The 19,912-nt window shown below is 48.3% G+C and carries 22 protein-coding genes; 3 read left to right on the top strand and 19 right to left on the bottom strand.

Annotated features, from left to right (window positions below; genetic code table 11):
* Positions 1 to 16: 16 nt before the first annotated feature.
* The 8 genes from N7U64_RS09495 to N7U64_RS09460 form a co-directional block, all read right to left on the bottom strand.
* Complete coding sequence (locus tag N7U64_RS09495) at positions 17 to 1,744, bottom strand: ATP-binding protein (RefSeq protein WP_318929605.1); 1,728 nt, start codon at positions 1,742 to 1,744, stop codon at positions 17 to 19.
* Positions 1,745 to 1,746: 2 nt separating this feature from the next.
* Entirely contained in the window at positions 1,747 to 2,463 is a 717-nt protein-coding gene (locus N7U64_RS09490; protein ID WP_012369919.1) for a response regulator transcription factor, read from the bottom strand.
* Between the two features lie 188 nt (positions 2,464 to 2,651).
* Positions 2,652 to 3,818 carry a c-type cytochrome biogenesis protein CcsB gene (gene ccsB / locus N7U64_RS09485; protein WP_012369918.1) on the bottom strand — a complete coding sequence of 389 codons (1,167 nt, stop codon included), beginning with the start codon at positions 3,816 to 3,818 and terminating at the stop codon, positions 2,652 to 2,654.
* Entirely contained in the window at positions 3,815 to 5,356 is a 1,542-nt protein-coding gene (locus tag N7U64_RS09480) for a cytochrome c biogenesis protein ResB (protein ID WP_318929602.1), read from the bottom strand. Before N7U64_RS09480 ends, ccsB begins: the two co-directional genes overlap by 4 nt.
* 21 nt (positions 5,357 to 5,377) lie before the next feature.
* Positions 5,378 to 5,968 carry a redoxin domain-containing protein gene (locus N7U64_RS09475; RefSeq protein ID WP_318929601.1) on the bottom strand — a complete coding sequence of 197 codons (591 nt, stop codon included), beginning with the start codon at positions 5,966 to 5,968 and terminating at the stop codon, positions 5,378 to 5,380.
* Between the two features lie 126 nt (positions 5,969 to 6,094).
* Complete coding sequence (locus tag N7U64_RS09470; protein WP_012369915.1) at positions 6,095 to 6,856, bottom strand: pseudouridine synthase; 762 nt, start codon at positions 6,854 to 6,856, stop codon at positions 6,095 to 6,097.
* On the bottom strand, positions 6,856 to 7,428 hold the full coding sequence (scpB, locus tag N7U64_RS09465; protein WP_318929599.1) for an SMC-Scp complex subunit ScpB: 573 nt from the start codon (positions 7,426 to 7,428) through the stop codon (positions 6,856 to 6,858). The genes N7U64_RS09470 and scpB overlap by 1 nt, the downstream gene beginning before the upstream one ends.
* Positions 7,418 to 8,173 carry a segregation/condensation protein A gene (locus N7U64_RS09460; RefSeq protein WP_214765326.1) on the bottom strand — a complete coding sequence of 252 codons (756 nt, stop codon included), beginning with the start codon at positions 8,171 to 8,173 and terminating at the stop codon, positions 7,418 to 7,420. Before N7U64_RS09460 ends, scpB begins: the two co-directional genes overlap by 11 nt.
* A 94-nt stretch (positions 8,174 to 8,267) precedes the next feature.
* Here N7U64_RS09460 and N7U64_RS09455 point away from each other — a divergent pair, with 94 nt between their 5' ends.
* Positions 8,268 to 8,732, top strand: coding sequence for a DUF309 domain-containing protein (locus tag N7U64_RS09455; RefSeq protein ID WP_318091875.1), 465 nt, complete (start codon positions 8,268 to 8,270; stop codon positions 8,730 to 8,732).
* Between the two features lie 32 nt (positions 8,733 to 8,764).
* Here the strand turns inward: N7U64_RS09455 and N7U64_RS09450 are convergent, their stop codons facing one another.
* From N7U64_RS09450 to N7U64_RS09405, 10 genes are all read right to left on the bottom strand, one after another.
* Positions 8,765 to 9,112: a GNAT family N-acetyltransferase gene (locus tag N7U64_RS09450; RefSeq protein WP_012369911.1), complete on the bottom strand. Its 348-nt coding sequence runs from the start codon at positions 9,110 to 9,112 to the stop codon at positions 8,765 to 8,767.
* A 230-nt stretch (positions 9,113 to 9,342) separates the two neighbouring features.
* Entirely contained in the window at positions 9,343 to 9,870 is a 528-nt protein-coding gene (locus N7U64_RS09445) for a type 1 glutamine amidotransferase domain-containing protein (RefSeq protein WP_041261530.1), read from the bottom strand.
* Positions 9,871 to 9,967: 97 nt separating this feature from the next.
* Positions 9,968 to 10,405 (bottom strand): peptidylprolyl isomerase, encoded by a 438-nt coding sequence (locus N7U64_RS09440; RefSeq protein ID WP_012369909.1) that lies wholly within the window; start codon positions 10,403 to 10,405, stop codon positions 9,968 to 9,970.
* 104 nt (positions 10,406 to 10,509) lie between these two features.
* Positions 10,510 to 11,514: an LD-carboxypeptidase gene (locus tag N7U64_RS09435; RefSeq protein ID WP_318929593.1), complete on the bottom strand. Its 1,005-nt coding sequence runs from the start codon at positions 11,512 to 11,514 to the stop codon at positions 10,510 to 10,512.
* Positions 11,515 to 11,600: 86 nt separating this feature from the next.
* The gene (locus N7U64_RS09430; RefSeq protein ID WP_012369907.1) at positions 11,601 to 12,902 is read right to left on the bottom strand and encodes a pyrimidine-nucleoside phosphorylase; all 1,302 of its coding nucleotides are present in this window, start codon (positions 12,900 to 12,902) and stop codon (positions 11,601 to 11,603) included.
* A 51-nt stretch (positions 12,903 to 12,953) separates the two neighbouring features.
* A complete protein-coding gene (locus N7U64_RS09425) occupies positions 12,954 to 13,766 on the bottom strand; it encodes a purine-nucleoside phosphorylase (RefSeq protein ID WP_012369906.1) in 813 nt (270 codons plus the stop codon).
* Positions 13,767 to 13,785: 19 nt separating this feature from the next.
* Complete coding sequence (deoB, locus tag N7U64_RS09420) at positions 13,786 to 14,958, bottom strand: phosphopentomutase (protein ID WP_318929591.1); 1,173 nt, start codon at positions 14,956 to 14,958, stop codon at positions 13,786 to 13,788.
* Positions 14,959 to 15,081: 123 nt separating this feature from the next.
* Positions 15,082 to 15,966: a site-specific tyrosine recombinase XerD gene (xerD, locus tag N7U64_RS09415; RefSeq protein WP_318091885.1), complete on the bottom strand. Its 885-nt coding sequence runs from the start codon at positions 15,964 to 15,966 to the stop codon at positions 15,082 to 15,084.
* A 125-nt stretch (positions 15,967 to 16,091) separates the two neighbouring features.
* Positions 16,092 to 16,574: a Fur family transcriptional regulator gene (locus N7U64_RS09410; protein ID WP_026828821.1), complete on the bottom strand. Its 483-nt coding sequence runs from the start codon at positions 16,572 to 16,574 to the stop codon at positions 16,092 to 16,094.
* Between the two features lie 96 nt (positions 16,575 to 16,670).
* Positions 16,671 to 17,207: an NUDIX hydrolase gene (locus N7U64_RS09405; protein WP_318929587.1), complete on the bottom strand. Its 537-nt coding sequence runs from the start codon at positions 17,205 to 17,207 to the stop codon at positions 16,671 to 16,673.
* A 184-nt stretch (positions 17,208 to 17,391) separates the two neighbouring features.
* Here N7U64_RS09405 and N7U64_RS09400 point away from each other — a divergent pair, with 184 nt between their 5' ends.
* Together N7U64_RS09400 and N7U64_RS09395 are read left to right on the top strand one after the other, a co-directional pair.
* Complete coding sequence (locus tag N7U64_RS09400; RefSeq protein ID WP_318929586.1) at positions 17,392 to 18,246, top strand: aldo/keto reductase; 855 nt, start codon at positions 17,392 to 17,394, stop codon at positions 18,244 to 18,246.
* 68 nt (positions 18,247 to 18,314) lie between these two features.
* The gene (locus N7U64_RS09395; protein ID WP_318929584.1) at positions 18,315 to 18,971 is read left to right on the top strand and encodes a type 1 glutamine amidotransferase domain-containing protein; all 657 of its coding nucleotides are present in this window, start codon (positions 18,315 to 18,317) and stop codon (positions 18,969 to 18,971) included.
* A 68-nt stretch (positions 18,972 to 19,039) separates the two neighbouring features.
* Here N7U64_RS09395 and N7U64_RS09390 read toward each other — a convergent pair whose 3' ends face one another.
* Positions 19,040 to 19,663, bottom strand: a complete 624-nt coding sequence (locus tag N7U64_RS09390; RefSeq protein WP_318929582.1) for a hypothetical protein — start codon at positions 19,661 to 19,663, stop codon at positions 19,040 to 19,042.
* Between the last annotated feature and the right edge of the window lie 249 nt (positions 19,664 to 19,912).

Raw genomic sequence — 19,912 nt, 5'->3', positions numbered from 1 at the left:
AGCGAAAGGAAGCGAATCATAAAGTTCGCTTCCTTTGTTTTTTTGGTAATTGAATTCGGAAAACGGATCCTTTGCCCAGCTCACTTTCAACCTGAACTTCCCCATCATGCGACCGGACGACGTTTGCGACAATCGCAAGACCGATTCCGGTTCCCGTCTTGCCGCGTGTACGGGCCTTGTCCGCCTTGTAAAAACGGTCAAAGACGAACGGGACATCTTCTTCCGGAATACCGTCCCCTGAATCAATTACAGATAAAGATATAGTTTCCCTATCTTCCGTGATTTCAATCTTGATTTTCCCATCTTCTGTATACCGCAACGCATTTCCAAGCAGGTTCGTCATCACCTGATCCATTTGATCCGGATCAGCTTCGAACTGAACATCGGGACCGGTTACTTCAAACGAAACCCGCTTTTCAAGTCCCATCTGCTTAAACTTCTTGACCATCCGTTTAGCGAACGGAACGGCATCGATCGGTTCAATCCGCTTTTCCTGATACCCGGCTTCCATCCGTGCCAGATCCAGTAAATCGTTGACAAGACGGGACAGGCGTTGCGACTCGTCATAAATGATGGACGCAAACTCTTTTGTCGCCTCGTCACTTTCCGTCATCCCGTCGACGATCGCTTCCGAATAACCTTGCAGCATGACGAGCGGCGTCCGCAGTTCATGACTGACGTTTGCGACGAAGTCAGCCCGCATCTTCTCCAGTTGCTGGGCTTCCGTCATATCGCGTAATACGGCAACAGCCCCGATCTGCTCTTCTTGCTCAAGGAGCGGACTGACGATGATGATGTAAAAGCGGCCTTCCCGTTCAAAGGAAACCGTCATTTCTTTTTCTTTACGCATGACCGTCTGGAATAATTCAATCAATTCGTCCGGAACCGGACCACCCGCAAGGAACGCTTCCGCCGGCGGATTGGTCGCCAGTAACTCCCCTGATTCCGAGAAGGTCAAGACACCGTCCGCCATACATCTTAGGATGGACGACAGCAAATGACGTTCCTTATCAAGATCCGTGACATACTGATTGAGTTGACTGCTCATTTCGTTAAATGCCAGCGCCAAATCACCAATTTCATCGCGCGAACGCCGGGTCAGGCTCTGATCAAACTTTCCTTCCCCCGCTTCGACGACCGCTTGGCGAATCGTCCGGAGCGGTGCCGTAATCCGGGTCGACAGGAAGAACGCAAAAACGGTCGTTCCGATGATCGCGAGCAACACACACAGCTGAATGATTTGTCGTGCCCCTTCATTCGCCTGTTCGATGTTCGTCAATTGTTCAATCAAATACATCGTCCCGCTGCCGCTTTCCGTAATGAACGGAGCACGGTAAGCAAGTGCCGCTTTCCCGTTAAACGTTTCGTAGTTCCCGATCGCCGTTTCTCCTTCTTCGCCGTCAACGGCTTTCCAGTTTTGACGTTCGAGCTCCTTGATAATCCGCTTGGCTTTTGCTTCCGAGATATTCGTCTCGACCGTATTGTCCTTTGATGTCGCAATCAGGGTCGCGCCGTAAATATCGGTAATCTCGATCGCGGTCGCCGATCCTTCTTCCAGACCGCTGTGGGCTTGAAAGACGGTTTCGACCTGCTGACCGAGTTTCGCAAGATGACCGCGTTCCTGTTCGATATGGAATGAATTGAAAAATTCGAGTAATAAAATCGTCAAGGCAATCAAGACGACGGAAACGAGTAATAAAATCGTCCCCCACAATTTAATGACGACGCTCTGTAACCATTTCATCGTCAGGCGGGATTATTCTCGAACTTGTATCCGACACCCCAAACCGTCGTAATCATTTGGGCAGCATTCGGGGACAGACGGTTCAGTTTTTCACGCAGTCGTTTGACATGCGTATCGACCGTCCGTAAATCGCCGAAAAATTCGTAGTTCCAGACTTCTTTTAATAACTGTTCCCGCGAAAAGACTTTATCCGTCTGCTTGGCAAGGAAATACAGCAATTCATACTCTTTTGGTGTCAGATTGACTTCCTGTGATTCAACCGTGACGCGGTGGGCATCATTGTCGATCGTCAAGTGCGGGAAGACGATGACATCTTTTGTTTTCGCATCCGTGTGCAGGAATTTCGTAGCACTTGCCCGGCGCAGAATGGCTTTGACACGGAGCACGACTTCCCGCGGACTGAACGGTTTGACGATATAATCGTCCGCGCCCATTTCAAAACCGTGGACCCGGTTCGTCTCTTCCCCTTTTGCCGTCAGCATAACGATCGGTGTCGCTTTCGTTTTACGCAGTTCTTCACAGACCTGCATGCCATCAAGCTTCGGCATCATCAAATCAAGTAGAATCACATCATATTCTGTTTCAAGTGCCATCTCGAGAGCCGTCTCTCCGTTGTCGGCTTCTTCAATCGTAAAGTTCTCACGTTCGAGATACATTTTTAATAAACGCCGAATCCGTTCTTCATCGTCGACGACTAAAATACGCGCTTCTTCTGACATCAGTTGATTCCTCCCATGAACTAATCTGTCTGACTCTATCCTACTACTCTCCTAGTATACTATGAAACAAAAGAAATAGCGTCTCTGACCGTGGAAAACCGTCGAGTCTGCTGAAAAAAGGATGGACAACGGAATTCATCTTCCGTCGTCCATCCTTAAATGATTATTCTACTATTCGGTTTCGTTGCTTAAGCGTAAGAGTGAAGACCGGCAACGACCAAGTTGACGAAGACGAGGTTGAACATGATGACAGCAAATCCGCCGACACATAACCACGCTGATTTTTTACCGATCCAGCCGCGCTGAATCCGCATGTGGAGATAGAAAACGTAAAACAGCATCGTGATCAAAGCCCATACTTCTTTCGGGTCCCAACCCCAGTAACGGCTCCAGGCCATCTGTGCCCAGATCATCGCGAAGATCAATCCACCGAGAATGAAGACCGGCAACCCAATTGCAATCGCACGGTAGCTGATTTCATCCGCCGTCTCAAGATCAATTTTACGGGCAATCGGTTTGAGGCTTTCAGCCAACCGTTTCCGGAGAATGACGAAGCGGAGCAGAATGTACAGCACCAATCCACCGATCAACGACCATAAGACCGTATTGACTTTGTTGGCATTAAGGAAGTTCGGTAATTCAATGACAGCACCTGAGCCGGAAATGATTTTTCCGTTTTCAGGACCGGTCAGAACCGGCATCGTATACTCATGTTGCATCGTTGCTCCGTTTTTCGCGACGTATTCAATCGTCGAGTTCGTTCCGAGTCCGTTGAACAACAATCCGACCAGGATATAACCGACGACACAGACGAGTGAGAACATGACGACTTCAAGCCACGTCCGTGTTTTCGATTCTTTGTTGAAGTCGGTCGCATGGATCAGGTACAACAGTCCGGTCGCAAAGCTGACCGCAAGGATTCCTTCTCCGAGTGCTGCCGTCGTCACGTGGATTTTCAACCAGACACTTTGAAGTGCCGGAATCAACGGTTGGACTTCGTCCGGGAACATCGACGCATAGGCGATGACAAGCAAGGCAACCGGCATCGCCACAAGTCCGAGGACGTTGTTGCGGTAAATACCGTAAACGATCAGGAAGCCAAGTACCATCATCATTCCAAAGAATGTCGTGTACTCATATAAATTCGACACCGGTACGTGCCCGGCACCAGCCCAGCGTGTGAAGAAGTAGCCGAGTTGCGCTGCAAATCCGACGATGGCGAGTGAAAAGGCAATTTTCCCTGAACGGCTTGGTCCCTTTTTACCGCTTGTTGCGACGGCAAAGAACCCGGTACTGATCAGATATAAGATAAAAGACGTCAGCAGTAAATTACCGCTTAAACTAAGCAGGTTCATTTCGTTTCCCCCTCTTCCCGCAACTTCTGGCGGTCTTCCAGTTGCGGAAGTCCCACTTCAGTCAAGGCGAGATTGACTTCTTTTTGAAGTCCAAGTGCATTTTTGTTCGTAAATCCGGCAATGTTAATCTGCCCGTTCCGTTCTTTTAACCAAAGTCTGCGGTGCGGCCAGTACATACCGAGTAACAGCCCGACCATGAAGATCATACCGCCGGCAAACAGGAATGGAAGCGTCAAATCTTTTTTGATCCGGACGCCGGAAATGTTCGACAGTTCTGTACCGGCGAAGCCCATCTTGTATTGGTTCTCATCGCCGCCGACATTCAGTTTAATCCCGATCAGACTGCGCTCACCTTTCGGATGTTCCGGTGATTTGATCGTAAAGACAAATGCCGGATTGACCGGACGCGACGAATTCGTCGTCGGTTTTCCGTCTTTAACGACGAAGTCCGGGAGGAAGTCTTTTAGTTCGACATCGTACCCGTTCTTTAATTTGTAAGTTTCCTGCGGGTTACGCAAGTCGACTTTAATCGTATCGACGACTTTGCCTGTTTTTTGATTCTCGATATTAAAGGACATCGTCTTGAACTCCGGATCCGCTGCATATTGTTCCTGGAAAACTTGATAGTTTCCGAACTCGAACGGCTGGTTGACGGCGGTCTCACCGGATTTAACTTTTTCAAGTTTCGGTTTGAAGTCTTCCGTCATTCCGGTTTTTTTATACAACGTCATTTGGGTATCATAGTTTTTCGGAACACTTCCGCCGGCGCGTTTCAACGCTTCTCTGAATTTCTCAGGCTCTTTTGCCGGATCGTAAAACTCAATGTTAAACGAGTTGTTTTCGAGATAATACTTGTTGTCTGTCGCTTCGACCGGCAGCGTTTCGCCTTCACGAATCCACATCAGCTCGTCTTCGTGCATCCCGGGAACAATCCGTAGCATCGCTCCACCAAAGAACAAGACAAGCCCGATATGATTGATGTATGGACCCCAGCGGCCGAAACGTTGTTTCTCCGCAAGCAGTGCGCCGTCTTGTCGGCGGATCTTATACCCTTTTTTCTTCAGCAACGGTTCAATGGCATCAATCTGTTTAACCGTCCCAGTCGCTTCAGCGCCAAATCGCTGACCGCCCATAAAACGGTCGGACTGGATGACCGGTTGTTTCTTCAGCGCGCGATACAGCGGGAAGAAACGATCGATCGATACGATGATGATGGATAACAGTAATAATGTGATTAATCCGATATACCACCAGGATTCAAATAAATTATGGAAACCGAGGGCATAATAAATTTCACCGGCCGTTCCATATTCCTTCCCGTAAAACTCTTCCGGCGGAACGGCTTGCGGAATGTACATTTCCTGCGGGAAGATGGTTCCGACGCCGCTTGCGATGATGATTAAGCCGATCAGCCATAAGCCGACTTTGACGGATGAAAAGAACGTCCATGTCCGGTCGATCCACGATTGATTTTTTCGTTTTGAACGAAGCTCGGCTTCCTCATAACGCATATCCAGTTGCTTATACTCCTGCTGCATCATAAATTCCCCCTCGATGCGTTACTCGTTTGCTTTTTTAACCATTTCTTCTAACTTCGCCTGGTCAATCTCACCTTCATACTTTTCAACGACCTTACCTTCTTTGTTGATGATGAATGTCACCGGCAGGTTGTAGATTCCATATGCTTTCTCGACGGCACTGTTCGTGTCCATCAAGACCGGATAATCGGTTCCCCCGATTTCCTTGATGAAACTCGATACGCGGACCGGCGTCTCACCGACGTTGACGGCTGCAAAATTAACACCTTCTTTTTGCATCATCTTGTAGTTGTCGTTGATCAACGGCATTTCTTTTTTACACGGTTCACAGAATGTACCCCAAAAATTGAGTAAAAGTCCCTTGCCTTTGTACTCGTCCATCGTATGTTGTTTTTCTCCATACAAATCAACAAGTGCAAATTCCGGCGCATCATCTCCGGCCAGAACTCGACCGTCCTTATCGCGTGTCGCCTGATCGACAAACTGCATGATGACGACCGCACCGGCGAATAATACCATCGTCATGATCATTAACCGCCAAAATGAACGCTTTTTCTTTTTTTGCTTCGCGGCTGCTAGCCGCTCATCCGGGTTCTGATTCGTTTTTTTCATGTTGCACCGCCTCCAACCATATTGTACTTGAAATCGCTTAATTGTTGACAGAATGTGAAATACGTTAATCGTTTTGTCACAAACAAAGAAAACTCAACCCGCAGGCTGAGCTTCTCGCTTTACAAATTAACGTTTTTTTGTGTTCTTACGTCTTTTCGTAGGGGCAGCTACCGGATCCGCCAGCTCACGCAATTGATTGACTTCTTTTTTCGAAAGTTCACGCCAGTCGCCTGATGTTAATCCAGCAAGCGTCAGGAAACCAAACTGTTCCCGCTTCAACTTGATGACCTCTGCGCCGAGTGTTTCGACCATTTGTCTGACTTGGCGGTTATGGCCTTCATAGATGACCATTTCTAAAATTGCCGTATTCTTTTTCTTATCGATATCACGCATCTCGACGCGTGCTTTACCGGTTTTGAATCCGTCCGGTAAGACAACACCTTTTTCGAGACCTTTGACATGATAGTAATCCGGCACGCCTTTGATTTTGACGATATAACGTTTCGGTACTTTGTATTTCGGGTGAAGCAAGAGATTCGAAAACTCACCGTCGTTCGTCAGGAGCAGCAAACCGCTTGTGTTGTAATCGAGACGGCCGACCGGGAAGACACGGTGACCCGGTGGGACGAGATCAACGACTGTTTTACGGCCTTTGTCATCTTCCACCGTAGAAACGACACCTGTTGGTTTATACAGCATGTAGTAGACGTGTTCTTCCCGTTCGAGTTTGACGCCGTCGACTTCAACTTCCGCGCGTCCGCCGACTTTCGTCCCGAGTTCCGTGATGACTTTCCCGTTGACTTTGACGCGTCCTTCTGTGATCAGTTCTTCTGCCTTGCGTCGTGATGCGACACCGGCTTGGGCAATAATTTTTTGTAGACGTTCCATTAATTTATTCTCTCCTCTAATGACGGTTCATTCCGGAAAAACAGATCCCCATCCGCTTCGAGTGTTTCTTCAAACTCGAGCGGCGGCAATTCTTCGATACTGTTCAGTCCGAAGTGATCCAGAAAATGATCCGTCGTTTTATACAATTTAGCACGCCCGACGCCTTTCGCGCGTCCGGCTTCATCAATTAATCCTTTTGCACTTAACGTGTGGATGACACGCTCCGTCTTGACACCGCGAATGACTTCGATGTCCGCCCGGGTAACCGGCTGTTTATAGGCGATGATGACGAGAGTTTCCATCGCTGCGCGTGACAGGCTGTCTTCTGCCAGCGATCCAGCATATGCCTGCACATACGGCGACATCTCTTTGCGGGTGACCATTTTGAACACACCACCGGATTCGACGATTTGCAACACCCGTTCCTCCGCTTCAAATGTCGTCTGGAGTGCATATAACTGTTCCCGGGCCGCTGCCTCACTGATTTCAAGAACTTGACTCAGACCACGCGGATCGATTCCATCGTCTCCGACGACGAATAATAAACTTTCAATGATTCGCTCATACGCCAATCTGATTCTCCTCCTTCACTAAGGCACGCAACAGGATATCGTCGCTCATTTGCTCACAGGCGACGACACGTTGTTTGACAAGTTCAAGTACAGCCAGGAAACTGACGACCAATTCTTCGACGGTCGGTTGTTCCGTGAAGAAACCAAAAAATGTCGTCCCTTCATTGGCAAAAACATATTCCGAAACATGAATCATCTGTTGTTCAAGCGTCCGTTCTTCCCGTTTGACGGTTTTCGAACGCCGTACTTTCCAGGCGACGCGTTGACGCATTTTCTCATAAGCACGCAACAAGTCGCTAAAAGACAGGTTCCCGCTGAAATCCTGATTGTCCGGATCGAGATACGTCATCAAGTCTTCCGGCTGTTTTGAAAACAGTTCCAGCCGTGCTTCTTCCTTTTCTTTTAAAACAAGTGCCGCTTCTTTGTATGCTTTATATTCAATCAGTTGCTGAATCAACCCTTCACGTGTCGGATCCTCTTCAAAATCCGGAACGTCTTCGAAATCCGTCTGTTCGACAGGTAACAGTTGTTTACTTTTTAATTGCAGGAGCGTCGCTGCCATGACCAGATATTCACTCGCCACATCAAGTTCGAGATGTTGCATGGCCCGGATATAGGACACATACTGATCCGTCACGATCGAAACGGAAATGTCATACAAATCAATCTCCAGCTTACCAATCAAATGCAACAACAAATCCAACGGGCCTTCAAACGCATCCATCTTTACACTGTATGATTCCATGATTCTCCCTGCCCATCAACGTTTTTTGCGCCTTAGTATACCACACATCACCTGATTTCGACTATGCTATATTAAAAGGAAAGGAGATCAATCCATGCATCCGATTGAACAATTTGCATTTGAATTCAATGTCCAACAAGACTATTTCGAATGCCACGAAGTACTCGAAGAACTGTGGCAGGCCGGTCAACGACAAGATGAATCCCTCGTCGCATTGATTCAGCTCGCCGTTGCCCGCTACCATCATCGCCGGGGAAATGTATCCGGGGCGATGCGGACCTATCCGAAAGCTTTCCGAAAACTCGAACGCCATGCCGGATCACTCGCCGGTCAAGGAATCGATATCCCACGCCTGCTCGCTTTACAACCGCTGTTCATGCAGCCGGACTATATGCATATTCCGTTGCCGCTCGCAGATGATCTCGAACAACGGGTCAACAGTCTGCCGATTGAACCGGTGCAGGATTTATCGTTCTTGCGGCATAAACATCTGTTGCGCGACCGTCAGGATGTCATCACGGCACGACAGACGGCTCTTGCGGCACGCCAAAAAAAATGAAAAACCGGTCCGTAATTTACATGGACCGGTTTTTATTGATTTTTCCACTTTTCAACAAGTCGACTCGTTTCGTCCGTTGCACCCGTAATTTCCATCCGCAGCATTTTTTCGGCTGCATCCAGTAAGATATACGACATCCGTTCTCCGCGGAACGATGGCGACAATGCGATATGTTTCAATTCAGCGTGGCCATCCACTAATTGAAATCCGATAATGCCGATAAAATCTTCATCCTGTTTATAGAGATACAACTGTTGATTTTCATCTTGTTCATAGGTTTGAACCGTTTCAAGCAAATACTTCGGATCCTTCACTTCACACGAAAAAGCGATTAACCCCATCGCGGTCCGTTCATTCAACTTTTTATATTTTACTAGCATCTGATTCTACACCTTCCTAGTTTCAACAACTCTCAGGAACATGATCAACTGAGACTTGTTTATTCTACACCTTCTCGGCTCGAATTGCTTCATTTTTCGTGAAATCAAGTAAAAAGACGGCTTGATCCATTTGAAATCCCACCGTCTTTCCCTTACTTCGCAAACGAGACCCCCCTGTCACGAAACAGGGAGGCGGGCTCTGACATTATGCGCTTTTACCGACTGTCTGATTACTTCGATCCTTCGAGGACGCGGATGAATTCCCGCATGTAATCTGGCAAATCGGGCGGACGGCGGCTCGAGATAATATGTCCGTCGACGACAACGGGTTCATCATGCCACGTTGCGCCGGCATTCGTCATATCGTCCTTGATTCCCGGTGTGCTTGTAACGTTGATGCCTTTTAAGACACCGGCTGAAATCAAGACCCATCCGGCATGACAGATTTGACCGATCGGCTGTTTCGTTTCGTTAAAATGACGGACCATCGTGAGGACCGAGTCAAACCGGCGCAGTAAATCCGGTGACCAGCCGCCCGGAACAAGAATCGCATCGTAATCGGCCGGATTGATTTCGTCAAACGTTTTATCCGACACAATCGGAACACCGTATTTTCCGATGTATTTTTCACCGGCTTTCTCGCCGACAATGTCGACCGTCGCCCCTTCTTCGCGTAACCGGTGGACCGGGTACCACAGTTCTAAATCCTCAAAGTCGTTACTGACGAGTTGAATAATCTTTTTTCCTGCTAACCGCATCATAAATCGCTCCTTCATTTTTCAGTTCTTGTTGTCAATTCCCGTATTGGGCGAAAAAAAAACTTCCCTTCTTTGATCAAAGAAGGGAAGAAATCACTTACGCTTCAACGCGAATTTCTTTAATGCCAGCGCCTTGTTTCATTTTTGTCGCATGTTCAAGACCTGATGTCACTTGTCCGAAGACTGTGTGAACGCCGTCGAGATGCGGTTGCGGCTCATGAACGACGAAGAATTGGCTTGACCCTGTGTTACGACCTGCGTGCGCCATTGAAAGCGAACCGGCTTTATGCTTGTGCGGGTAAGATGTTGATGTTTCACACGGAATTGTTTTACCTGATCCGCCTGTACCGTTTCCGATCGGGCATCCGCCTTGTGAGACGAAACCAGGAATGACACGGTGGAAGTTCAATCCATCGTAGAAGTTCGAGTTCGCAAGGTTCTCGAAGTTTTCTGTTGTGATCGGTGCATCGTCGTTAAACAATTCGAACTCAATTTTATTACCGTCTTCCAGTAAGATATATCCTGTTTTTTGCATGTGTATACCAACCTTTCGCGCTTTTCAGCTGTGGTGTTCGCCGCGGCATCCGCGGCTCCGTTACCTAGTGTATCAAATCTTCGTAAAAAACGCAGGTTTTTTACTCACTTCACTGCGGATTCGAGAATTTCAATCACGACACTTTCACCCGCACTGACCGCTGCCTGAATGCCGTTCGGTAACGGGAAGACCGGATCGGTATGCCCGAAGTCCGCATTAAGCACAATCGGGAAGTCATAACCGCGGGTCGCCCGCAACAGAATGTCCTTCAGCGGGAAGTCGGGATCAAACTCGACTTTACTGTGAAAACGTCCGACGACGATCCCGGAAATCTTGTCATACGCTCCGAGATGACGGAGTTGCGTAAAGTACCGGTCAATCGTCTCCGGCGTTTCACTTTCGTCGTCTTCAAGCATCAGAACCGCCCCGTCAAGCGACGGCATGTACGGTGTCCCGGCAAGCAGCAGCAGTGTCCCGAGATTGCCGGCAACGATTGGTCCCGTCCCTTCACCTGTACGGGCAACGACATAGCCGTCATTCGCGACGTGTGTTCGTCTCCGGTCATCATTGACGTCCCAACGCAGACCTTCATCCGTCCATTCATCCGACGCTTCGATTGGACCGATCGGATCCGTCTGCATCAACGTTCTTTCAAACCATTCTTTTGTATAGTCATCGAGACCATGCAGTTGGCCAAATTGCGGTAAAATCGCCGGTCCGACAAATGTCGTCAAACCGGTTTTCGTCTGGATGCCGGACAACAGAGCCGTAATATCGCTGTATCCCATAAAAATTTTCGGATTAGCACGAATCAAATCGTAATCGAGTTCATCAAGCAGTTGATGCGAGTTGAAGCCGCCGATGGCCGCAAAAATCGCTTTGACATCCGGATTTTTGAATGCCATATGCAGGTCTTGAAGCCGTTCCCCGATCGTACCCGCCGTATGACTGTGAACCGCTGTCGCATTCGGCATTAAAAGGACCTTAAAACCCATCCGTTCCAGTGTTTCAATCCCCCGTTGCAGACGACGCGGTACATAAGCTGCGACCGCAGAAGCCGGCGAAACAATCGCAATCGTATCGCCGACTTTTAATTGAGCTGGTTTCATCTGTATTCCCCCCTTACATTCTTCATTTCACTATAACAAAAAACAACCGACTGGGAAAGAAACCCAGGCGGTTGTAAGAAAAAACCTTATTGAATGACAGCGTGGACAAGCGGACGTGCTTCCGGTTTTGTCTCGCTGATGTGATACGCGTGATCCATTTTCTCGATGGCTTGATCGAGTGTTTCTTTGTTCGAACGGAGTGTCGCGATGACATCACCGACTTCGACTTTATCGCCAACTTTTTTGAACAGGGTAACACTTGCTGCGTGATCGATGACATCAGTCTTCGTTGCACGACCGGCACCGAGGATCATGGCTGCGACACCGACTTCATCCGCGATGATTTCCGAAACGTATCCTGCTTTCGATGCGACGAAATCTTTTTCAAATTTCGTTTCGAGTGCTTTTGTCATATCGTCGACGAGTGACGCATCGCCGCCTTGTGCCGCGATGAATTTCTTGAATACGTCGAGTGCTGCTCCGTTCGCGAGACGTGTCTCGAGATCCGCGTACGCTTCGTCAAACGTCGGGTAGAACTCCCCGAGGACTGCCATGTGTGACGCAATCGTCAAGGCGATGACTTTCAAGTCACGGACATCTTTCCCTTGCAGGACTTCAATCGCTTCCTTGACTTCGTTCGCATTTCCGATTTCATTTCCGAGCGGCTGATCCATGTCCGTAATGACGGCAATCGTCTTCCGGTTCACACTTTTACCGATCGACACCATTTCTGTCGCGAGTGCTTTCGCGTCTTCAAATGATTTCATGAACGCGCCTGAACCTGTTTTCACGTCGAGGACGATACTGTCAGCACCGGCTGCGATTTTTTTCGACATGATTGAGCTTGCAATCAACGGAATCGAGTTGACCGTTGCTGTCACATCACGTAATGCGTAGAGTTTTTTGTCGGCAGGTGTCAGGTTGCCTGTCTGACCGATGATGGCCATCTTGATGTCGTTGACTTGAGAAACGAATGCTTCTTCCGACAATTCCACATCAAATCCAGGGAACGCTTCGAGCTTGTCGATCGTTCCGCCTGTGTGACCAAGACCGCGTCCGCTCATTTTCGCGACAGGAATTCCGATTGACGCGACGAGTGGTGCAACGATCAGACTGATTTTATCGCCGACGCCGCCTGTTGAGTGTTTGTCGACTTTTTTACCGTGGATACGGGACAAGTCGATGACGTCACCCGACTCGACCATCGCCATCGTTAAATCCGCGATTTCACGGTCTGACATGCCTTGATAGAAAATCGCCATCGACATTGCTGACATCTGATAATCTGGAATATCGCCGTTCGTGAAGCCTTCAACCATTGCTTTAATATCAGCAGTCTGTAATTCGCCGCCGTCTCGTTTTGTTGCAATCAAATCTACCATACGCATAATAAGTTCCTCCTCATGGGGTCGTTCGTATTTTTCATCAGTTTTTGATGCTTACATTTTTTTAATCGAACCACGGACAAGTGACAGGAAGTGGGCGCGGACGCGTTCTGTCGTCTCGATGACTTCATCGTGATGAAGCGGTTGATCGAGAATTCCGGCTGCCATGTTCGATACGCACGAAATTCCGAGCACGCGCATATCTGAGTGACGGGCCACGATGACTTCAGGCACTGTCGACATCCCGACGACGTCTCCGCCGAGTAAACGGGCAAGTTTCACTTCTGCCGGTGTTTCGTATGTCGGACCTGTATTGCCGAAGTAGACGCCTTGACGGACGTTGATGCCGAGTTCGTCAGCCGTTTCCTGTGCAAGACGCAGCAATTCCGCGTCATACGGTTTTGACATATCCGGGAAACGCGGACCCATCTCATCGACATTTTTGCCGATCAGCGGGTTTGTCCCGAAGAAGTTGATGTGATCCGTGATCAACATCAGATCCCCCGGCTCAAATGCTTCGTTACAAGCACCGGCTGCGTTTGTGACGATCAGTGTTTCGACACCGATTGCTTTCATGACTCGGACCGGGAATGTCACCATCTCCATCGAGTAGCCTTCATAGAAGTGGAAACGTCCTTGCATCGCAACAACCTGTTTGCCTTCCAGCGTACCGAAGACGAGTTGTCCGGCATGGCCTTCCACTGTCGAGACCGGGAAGTTTGGGATATCACTGTATGGAATCGCAATCGGATTTTCGATGTCGTCAGCGAGGACACCGAGTCCAGAACCGAGAATCAAACCGATTTCTGGTTTCGCCTGCATTTTGCTTTCTAAATACGTACGTGTTTCATTCCAGTTGACTGTCATCTGAATCGCTCCCTTAAAATTAAAGTTCTGACAAGAAACTCTTTCCGTGTGCCGGCATCTTCACGTTGAAGTTATCGGCAACCGTCGCTCCGAGATCGGCAAACGTTGAACGGATACCGAGATCTTTCGCAGCTCCGTTTTTCGAATAGACCAACAGCGGGACGTATTCACGCGTATGATCGGTTCCAGGATGGACCGGATCATTTCCGTGGTCTGCCGTGATGATCAACAGATCATCCTCTTGCAGGCGTTCAAAGACTTCCGGCAAGCGGGCATCGAATTCTTCCAGCGCCTGACCGTATCCTTGAGGATCACGACGGTGACCGAACAACGCATCGAAATCGACGAGGTTCAGGAAGCAGAGTCCTGTAAAGTCACGATCGAGTTGCTTCACGAGTTGATCCATACCGTCCATGTTTGATTTTGTCCGAATCGCGTCTGTCACACCCTCACCATCGAAGATATCCGCAATTTTACCGAGCGAGATGACATCGAGTCCGGCTGTTTCCAGTTCGTTCATGACAGTCCGGTCAAACGGTTTCAGCGCATAGTCGTGACGGTTCGACGTCCGGACCCATGCTCCTTGCTCGCCGAGGAACGGACGGGCGATGATCCGGCCGAGCATGTAAGGGTCGTCGCGGGTAATATCACGTGCATATTCACAAATCCGGTACAGTTCTTCGAGCGGCACGACTTCTTCGTGTGCAGCGATTTGCAGAACCGAGTCAGCAGATGTATAGACGATTAATGCGCCGGTATCGACGTGTTCCTGCCCGAGTTCATCGAGGATTTCTGTTCCAGATGCCGGTTTGTTCCCGATGATTTTCCGTCCCGAGAATGTTTCCAGGCGACCAATCAAATCTTCCGGGAATTTCTCGAACACGCGGAACGGCGTATCAATCCGCAAACCCATGATTTCCCAGTGGCCTGTCATCGTATCTTTACCGGCCGAGACTTCTTCCATCTTCCCGAAAGAAGCAATCGGTGCAGCATCTGCAGATACACCTTGAACCGGTTCGATATGCGACAAACCAAGCTGAGCGAGATGCGGCATATTCAGACCACTCCGCTGTTCTGCGATATGTCCCAGTGTATGCGCACCAAGATCACCGAATTGTTCTGCATCCGGTGCTTCTCCGATTCCTACAGAATCCATGACGACTAAAAATACACGTTTGAATGATTGAGCCATATTAAAATTCCTCCTATATGCTTATTACTTATTACTGAAATAAATCCCGTTTGAATTTTCCCGTAAACGCACTAGACAAAACACCCTATTTGTCTGAAGTCAGACCTTTTGATGGTAAAACCATCACGCACGCGGATGATGGTTCTTATAGACATCATGCAGTCTGGCTTTATTGACATGGGTATACATTTGTGTCGTCGATAAATCCGCATGCCCTAACATTTCCTGGACGACACGTAAGTCGGCTCCGTTCTCGAGAAGATGGGTCGCAAACGAATGACGCAAGACGTGGGGCGTGATGTCTTTTTCAATCCCCGCTTCTTTCGCCCGGCGTTTGATCATCTTCCAGAACCCCTGCCGTGATAACCGATCGCCGCGGCTGTTGAGGAACACATAATCCGTTTGTCGTCCGCCGAGACTGTTCCGGGCCAGTTCGAGATAAATCGAGACGCTGTCAATCGCCGTCTGACTGATCGGGATAATCCGGGTTTTGTTACCTTTTCCAAGACAGGACAGGTAACCAAGTTCAAGTTGCAAATCCCCCAGTGTCAGTTGTAACAGTTCACTGACACGCATACCGGTTCCGTAGAGCAGTTCAAGCATTGCTGCATCACGCCGGACGAGCGGGTCATTTCCGACGACTGAGTCAAGCAGTCGGACGATATCGGTTTGACTCCAAACCACCGGCAGTTTTTTATCCGGCTTCGGTAAATCAAGATGACGCGACGGGTCGTGACGGACGATTTGACGTTCCACCAAAAACTGATGAAACGATCGAATCGAGCTCGTCGACCGCCGAACCGTCGACCGTGATTTTTGCGCCTGTAACAAGGATTCAATATGAAGGACGATCTGGTGGCGGGTGACTTCTTCCGCTGACGAAATCCCCTGCTGTTCAAGCGTCGTCAAATACTGGTTTAAATCATTTCGATAAGCAGCTGCCGTGTTCGCTGACATCTGCCGTTCAATTACTAAATAGTCGATAAATGTCTCCAGTTGTTGCCTCACTGAACTCATCCTCTATCATTAAGAAATCGCTTACTTTCCCATCATATCAAAGGTGTAAACCGTTGTGAAGAGGTCTGACCTATATTTTTCAAAAAGAAAAACCGCCCTCTTTTAGATGAGGACAGTCAGACGGTTTGTGTTTGTGATTGCTCCAGTGCTTCACGTGCATGCCGCTCCTGGCATACCCGGCATACACCATGGAACGTCAAACGGTGATCCTTGATTTTAAATTGGAAACGCGTGACGATTTCTTTTTCGACTTCTTCTAACATATCATCCAAAATTTCCTCGACGGATCCGCATTCGATACAGACGAGATGATGATGCGAGTGACTCGCACCTTCCTGCCGTAAATCAAATCGGGATACGCCGTCTCCGAAGTTGACTTTATCAACGACTTCAAGCTCCGTTAATAATTCAAGTGTCCGGTAGACCGTTGCAAGTCCGATGTCTGAGTTTTTTTCTTTGACCAATAAAAAGACATTTTCCGCACTTAAATGGTCCGACTCATGTTCCAGTAAGATCCGTACGGTCGCTTCACGTTGGGGAGTCAGCTTATATCCTTTACCGCTCAGCTGTTTTTTAATGCGTTCAACACGACTTTCCATCATAGCGCCCCCTTTGGTCGAAACTGATGGTTTTATCATAGCTGATAATCCGTTGTTTTTCAAATTAAAATGATTATCAACTGAAAATCATTCGCTTTAGAATGATTTTAATGTACGAATGTGCCAATGCTGAATCGCCATGATCGTTTTGGCATCGACAATCGTCCCGTCTGCAATCAGTTCAAGTGCCCGTTCAAGCGTCAACGTCTGGTTCTCCAGGAACTCATCCGCATCCAGCTGGCGTTCTCCCGCCGTCAAACCGCCTGCTTCATAAATATGTACGCGTTCGCTGCAAAAACCAGGAGCTCCGTAAAAATCAAACACGTGGTTCAGCTCAGTTGCCGTGTATCCTGTTTCTTCTTTCAGTTCACGCCCTGCGCACTCTTCCGGATTTTCCCCTTTTTCCAGCTTTCCGGCCGGGATTTCAATCGACAATTGCTCAAACGCTTTCCGGTATTGCTCGACAACCAACAAATCTCCTTTTTCATCAAACGCGATGATGGCGACTGCACCGTTGTGATAGACCAGCTCGCGGATCGACGTATTGCCGTTCGGCAGACTGACGACATGTTTCTCAACGTTAAATACTTTTCCTTCATAAATAACTTCGCGCTCTAATGTTTTTTCTTCCATCCTGAACACCTCTTCTAATCGGATTTCTTCTCTTTCACAGTATGCCTGTTTTTTGATTCTTGATGCAAGTCTGTTTCTTTTCCATTGCAATGCCCATTCCGTACAAATCCACCCGGGAACATCGTGGATCAAATATGCTAAACTGATACACAGTAGCACCAGTCGAAAGAAATGAGGGATTGATATGACATTAGGTTTAGGTACGATGACGATTTTAAAACGCGGTCAAGAGGAAGCAGCCGAAATTCTCCGGACAGCGCTCGACGAAGGAATCGTTCACTTCGATACGGCGGATGTCTATGCCAACGGCGCAGTCGAGTCATTGATTGGACAGACATTTTCGCCGGAAGACCGTAGCCGGATCTTTTTAGCTTCAAAAGGCGGCAACCGGATGAATGACACCGGGACAGGCTGGACGTGGGACCCGAGTTACGACTACCTGAAAAAAGCATGTTTTGAGAGTCTGAACCGTCTCGAAACACCGTATCTCGATCTCTATTATGTCCATGGCGGAACGATGGAAGACGATCTGGATGCCTCGATTCGTGCCATGAAAGACTTGCAGGAAGAAGGACGGATTAAAGAATACGGACTTTCGTCCCTCCGTCCGAACGTCATCAATTATTGGCTTGACCACAGTGACTTCAGTTATTTGATGACACCGTATTCGCTGCTCGACCGCCGGATCGAGGAGTTATTGCCGCGGCTGCAAGAACGTAACATCAAACTCGTCGCCCGCGGACCGCTCGCGAAAGGTCTTCTGACGACAGAAAGCATGTCACGTCTTCAATCGGTTGACCGGTTTGAACAATATGACAAGGAGCAGCTGGAACACGTCCTGTTGACGTTACAGGATTATCCGCTCCCTGCAATGGCTCTGCAGGCCGTCGATCAACAAGCCGATATCGTGTTGCCCGGCGCATCGAGCGTGTCGCAACTGCAGGCGAATCTGCAGGCGATGCGGGAACCTTTGACTGCTGAACAGATCGCACATGTGTTGTCGCTTCTGCCGGTCCATACGTACACTGAACACCGGTGAGGTTTGAATATTTTATCGGAAGGGAAACTTCTTCTTTGTAACGTTATTACAGAGGAGGAGTTTTTATCATGTCAAAAATTTTAATCGTATCTACAAGTGCTGACGATATGAACGGTCACAAAACCGGTTTATGGTTCGAGGAGTTTGCTGCTCCATACAACCTGTTTAAAGAAGCCGGTCATGATGTCACGGTCGTTTCGGTCAAAGGCGGCGACGTACCGATTGATAAAGCTTCAATGGTTAAAGAAATCCTGCCTAAATTCCAGGAAGCACGCCGTGCCCTGCACGATACGACGCCACTCGCAGACGTCGATCCTGCTTCATTTGACGCTGTTTACTTCCCGGGCGGCCACGGAGCAGTCGTCGACTTCCCAAACAACCCGCTCGTTGCCGGTGCCATCGAAGCGATGGTCCGAAAAGACGGCGTCGTCGCGTCAGTCTGCCACGGACCTGCTGCCTTTGCTCATGTCACGATTGACGGTAAACCGTTCGTATCAGGTCGTCAAATCAACGGCTTCACGGACGAAGAAGAAAAATCAACAGGACTCGAAGACAAAGTTCCGTTCTTGCTTGAAACTACATTACGCGGTGAAGGGGCAACCTTCCTGACTTCAGATGCCGGAAAAGAATTCGCTGTCATCGATGGTAATGTCGTTACAGGTCAAAACCCTGCTTCAAGTGAAGCCGTCGCTAAGCTTGTCATTGCTAAGCTTGCAACCGTCTAACTTAATCCTGCAAGCAACAAACCCCTTTTCGGTACAGATACCGAAAAGGGGTTTGTTTTGTTTTCACTTTACGGTAAAACCCGCTCATACGCTGCGATTTCACTACTCAGTTCTTCAAGCTTCTGTTTTTGTGTTTCGTACTGCGGCGAAAGCTTGAGATGCTCCTGCTCTAAACTCGTTTGTTCCGCCGGAGTGAAGGCACGGGGAACAATCCGCTCCCGACGGTACCACCGTTTCGGAATAATCGTCGGTTCCGGACCCGATTTCAAAAGCTGATCGACTTGATCGTAGGCTGAACGGACTTCTTCAAACTGATCTTTGACAGACGGATGTTCCTGACGCAATTGTTCGAGACGTGTCGCGACGAACGGTTGCGACTTCAACACCAGCTGTTGTTTAATCGATTGCTTCAGAATCTGTTTGACTTGTGACCGTTGTACATCTGATTCTGCTTCGTCTGCTACGATTTCAAGATGCAGCTCTCCCGCTTCATCTAAAATCTGTTCCATTTCCTCAAACGATAACCAGACCAACTGTTGCGTGACAAACCGGTCAATTACTCCGGATTCTTCATAGTAGTCACCGATTTCTCCGCCTAATTTTAATTCTGCGACAGCGTAATGGACTTGATGTTCAATCATCTCATCCGTGACTTCATCCAACCATTCTTCATAATCTGTAAATACACTCACGCTTGTTATTGGCCCCTATCAAATAACTTTATTTTTAGAATACTCCTACCTTACTATTCTATATTTTTTTATAACTCTTTTTACAGATCTTATAATAAATATACCTTTGAAATATAAATCTGTATGCGCAAAAAATCAAATATTTTAGCTGTTCAGTCAAAAAAAACCTTCATTGCTTTTTAATCTTTTTAAGTAGTACAGTATCATCGATACAATTAGCGGGCTAGTTGCATACGTCTCGTTCTTTAC

Origin of the sequence: Exiguobacterium sp. K1, from assembly GCF_033721435.1 — a bacterium.
Lineage (GTDB): Bacteria > Bacillota > Bacilli > Exiguobacteriales > Exiguobacteriaceae > Exiguobacterium_A > Exiguobacterium_A artemiae.
Note: the sequence above shows the minus strand (reverse complement) of the source record. Positions and strands in the feature narration are given on the sequence as shown.